Genomic DNA, 4,000 nt, shown 5'->3' with positions numbered 1-4,000 from the left:
CCGGTGGGGCCGGGGCCGGTGGTCAGCCGGCCAGGCAGGAGGGGCCCAGGAGCGCCTTGAGGTCGCCGAAGAGGGCGGGGTCCGCGGTCACCCGGTGCCGGTCGAGCCGCAGCACGGTGGTCTTCCGGGCGCCCTGGAGCTTGACCCGCACCTCCGTCGAACCCCGGTGGTGGCTCAACACCTCGCCGAGCCGCTCCACCAGCGGCGGCGTGATCTTCACCGACGGGATCGTGATCGTCACCGGGGCGTTGGCGCCCGCGTCGCTGAGGTCGGGGATCATCAGCTCCATCGCGACCAGCCGGGGCACGTCCTCCCGCTTGTCCAGCCGGCCCTTCACGAAGACGACGGCGTCCTCCACCAGCTGCGTGGAGACCAGCTGGTAGGTGGCGGGGAAGAACATGCAGTCGATCGAACCGGCCAGGTCCTCGACCGTGGCGATGGCCCACGCGTTGCCCTGCTTCGTCATCTTCCGCTGGAGGCCGGAGATGATGCCGCCGATCGTGACGATCGAGCCGTCGGAGTAGTCGCCGCCCGTCAGCTGCGAAATGCCCGCGTCGGACTTCTCGTTCAGCACGTGCTCGATGCCGAAGAGCGGGTGGTCCGAGACGTACAGGCCCAGCATCTCCCGCTCCTGCGCCAGCAGGTGGGACTTCTCCCATTCCTCCTCGGAGAACTGCACGTCCAGCCCGAAGCCCGGCCCGTCGGAGCCCTCGTCGCCGCCGAGATCGCCGAACAGGTCGAACTGGCCCTCGGCCTCCTTGCGCTTGACCTGGACGACGTTGTCGATCATCGGCTCGAACTGTGCCGTGAGGCCCTTGCGGGTGTGCCCCATCTCGTCGAACGCACCGGCCTTGATCAGCGACTCGACCGTGCGCTTGTTGCAGACGACCGCCTCGACCTTGTCGAGGAAGTCCGGGAAGGAGCTGTACTTCCCCTTCTCCTTACGGCACTTGACGATCGAGTCCACGACGTTCTGGCCGACGTTCCGCACGGCCGCCAGACCGAACACGATGACCTCGTCACCCTGCGGGGTGAAGTTGGCCTCCGATTCGTTGACGTTCGGCGGCAGCACCTTGATGCCCATCCTGCGGCACTCGTTGAGGTAGACCGCCGACTTGTCCTTGTCGTCCCGCACCGAGGTGAGCAGCGCCGACATGTACTCGGCCGGGTAGTTCGCCTTGAGGTAGGCCGTCCAGTAGGTGACCAGCCCGTAGGCCGAGGAGTGCGCCTTGTTGAACGCGTATCCGGCGAACGGGACCAGGACGTCCCACACCGCCTTGATCGCCTCGTCCGAGAAGCCCTTGTCCCGCGCGCCCTGCTGGAAGTTGACGAACTCCTTCTCCAGCACCTCGGGCTTCTTCTTGCCCATCGCGCGGCGCAGCAGGTCGGCCTGGCCGAGCGAGTAGCCCGCGAGCACCTGGGCGGCCTTCTGCACCTGCTCCTGGTACACGATGAGGCCGTAGGTGATGTCGAGGACCTCCTTGAGAGGCTCCTCCAGCTCCGGGTGGATCGGCGTGATCTCCTGCTGGCCGTTCTTCCGCAGCGCGTAGTTGATGTGCGAGTTCATGCCCATCGGGCCCGGCCGGTACAGGGCCGAGACCGCGGAGATGTCCTCGAAGTTGTCCGGCTTCATCATGCGCAGCAGCGAGCGCATCGGACCGCCGTCGAACTGGAAGACGCCGAGCGTGTCACCGCGCTGCAGCAGCTCGTACGTCTTCGGGTCGTCCAGCGACAGGTCGAGCAGCTTGATCGAGACGCCCTTGTTCTTCTCGATCGCCTTGACCGCGTCGTCCATGATGGTCAGGTTGCGCAGGCCAAGGAAGTCCATCTTCAGCAGGCCGAGCGACTCACAGCTCGGATAGTCCCACTGGGTCACGACCACGCCGTCGTTCTTCGGGGAGAACACCGGGACGTGGTCGATCAGCGGCTCACTGGACATGATCACACCGGCCGCGTGCACACCCATCTGGCGCACCAGGCCCTCGATACCGCGCGCCGCGTCGATCACCTTCGTGACGTCCGGCTCGTTCTCGTACATCGACCGGATCTCGGCCGCCTCGCTGTACCGCGGGTGGTTCTTGTCCGTGATGCCCGACAGCGGGATGCCCTTGCCGAGGACGTCGGCCGGCATCGCCTTGGTGATCCGGTCACCCACCGCGTACGGGTAACCCAGCACCCGGGCCGAGTCCTTGATCGCGTTCTTCGCCTTGATGGTGCCGTACGTACCGATCATGGCGACCTTGTCGGCGCCGTACTTCTCGGTGACGTACCTGATCACCTCACCGCGCCTGCGCTCGTCGAAGTCGATGTCGACATCCGGCATGGACACGCGCTCGGGGTTCAGGAACCGCTCGAAGATCAGCCCGTGCTCGATCGGGTCCAGGTCGGTGATGCCCATCGCGTACGCGACGATCGAACCGGCCGCCGAACCACGGCCCGGACCCACCGCGATGCCGTTGTTCTTCGCCCACATGATGAAGTCCGCGACCACGAGGAAGTAGCCGGGGAACCCCATCTCGATGATGACGCCCATCTCGTAGGCCGCCTGCCGCTGGCGGTCCTCCGGGACGCCGTTCGGGAAGCGGCGCTCCATGCCGCGCCGCACCTCCTCCTGGAACCAGCTCACCTCGTCGTACCCCTCGGGCACGTCAAAGCGCGGCATCAGGTTGCGCGGTTTGAACATGCCCTCGGTGTCCACCCGTTCGGCGATCAGCAGCTGCGTGTTGCGGCAGCCCTCCTGCCAGGCGTCCGAGTTGTCGATCGCGTACATCTCCCGCGCCGACTTCAGGTAGTAGCCGGAGCCGTCGAACTTGAACCGGTCCGGGTCGGAGAGGTTGCTGCCGGTCTGGATGCACAGCAGCGTGTCGTGCGCCGACGCCTCGTGCTCGTAGGTGTAGTGCGAGTCGTTCGTGACGACAAACGGCGCGCCGATCTTCCTGGCGATCTCCTCCAGGCCGGCTCGCGCGCGCCGGTCGATGTCGATGTTGTGGTCCATCAACTCGACGAAGAAGTTCTCCTTGCCGAAGATGTCCTGGTACTCGCCGGCCGCCTTCACCGCCTCGTCCATCTGGCCCAGGCGGATCTTCGTCGACACCTCGCCCGACGGGCAGCCCGTCGTCGCCATCAGCCCGTCCGCGTACTCCGCCAGCAGCTCGCGGTCCATCCGCGGCTTGCGGAAGAAACCCTCCAGGCTCGCCCGCGACTGGGCGCGGAAGAGGTTGTGCAGCCCCTCCCGGTTCCGCGCCCACATCGTCATGTGCGTGTAGGCGCCACCACCGGAGACGTCGTCCCGCTTCTGGTGCGGCGCGCCCCACTTCACCGGCTGCGTGAAACGCCGCGACTCCGGCGCCAGATACGCCTCGATCCCGACGATCGGGACGACGCCCGCGCCCTGCGCCTGGTGGAAGAAGTCGTACGCCCCGTGGAGATTGCCGTGGTCGGTCATGGCGATGTGCGACATCTCCATTTCCTGGCACGCCTTGAACATGTCCTTCAGACGCGCCGCACCGTCGAGCAGGGAGTACTGGGTGTGCACGTGCAGGTGCGTGAACGGCTGGTCGGTCACGGTGGGTGGCACCTCCGGCGCGGGGTTTCCAGGGCAGCTCCGAAGTCTACGGCGCCCCACTGACACCACCGGTGCCGCCGGAGGCGGCGCGCCCGCCGACACCCCGCCGCCCTCGGCGGGCGGCGCCCCCCGCAGGGCCGCAGGCGGACCGTATCCGCTGTGGCAACGTTCCCTATTCTCCCGGCCTTCCGGCGCCCTCGGGGTCGAGGCGCCGGAAGGGCACGGCGAGCGGCCCCCGACTCCGGACGCCGGAGCGGGGGCGAGGCCGGGCAGCGCCCTCAGGGCCGGGCCGCCGGCAGGCGGGGCGACCGGCCCCGGGGCGGAGCGCCGGAACGGCGGGAGGATCGGGCGCGCTCGGGGCCGGGGCGGACAAGGTCGCGCAGCTCGCTCGATGCCCGCCGCCGGAAGGCCGAGCGGTCAGTCCCCCGACCTGTC

At 67.9% G+C, this 4,000-nt stretch carries 1 protein-coding gene; it reads right to left on the bottom strand.

Annotated elements, in window-relative coordinates:
- Positions 1-22: 22 nt before the first annotated feature.
- A complete protein-coding gene (gene dnaE, locus FNX44_RS24670) occupies positions 23-3,565 on the bottom strand; it encodes a DNA polymerase III subunit alpha (RefSeq protein WP_143651207.1) in 3,543 nt (1,180 codons plus the stop codon).
- Positions 3,566-4,000 lie beyond the last annotated feature (435 nt).

It is taken from the genome of Streptomyces alkaliterrae, assembly GCF_007097205.2.
GTDB lineage: Bacteria > Actinomycetota > Actinomycetes > Streptomycetales > Streptomycetaceae > Streptomyces > Streptomyces alkaliterrae.
Note: the sequence above shows the minus strand (reverse complement) of the source record. Positions and strands in the feature narration are given on the sequence as shown.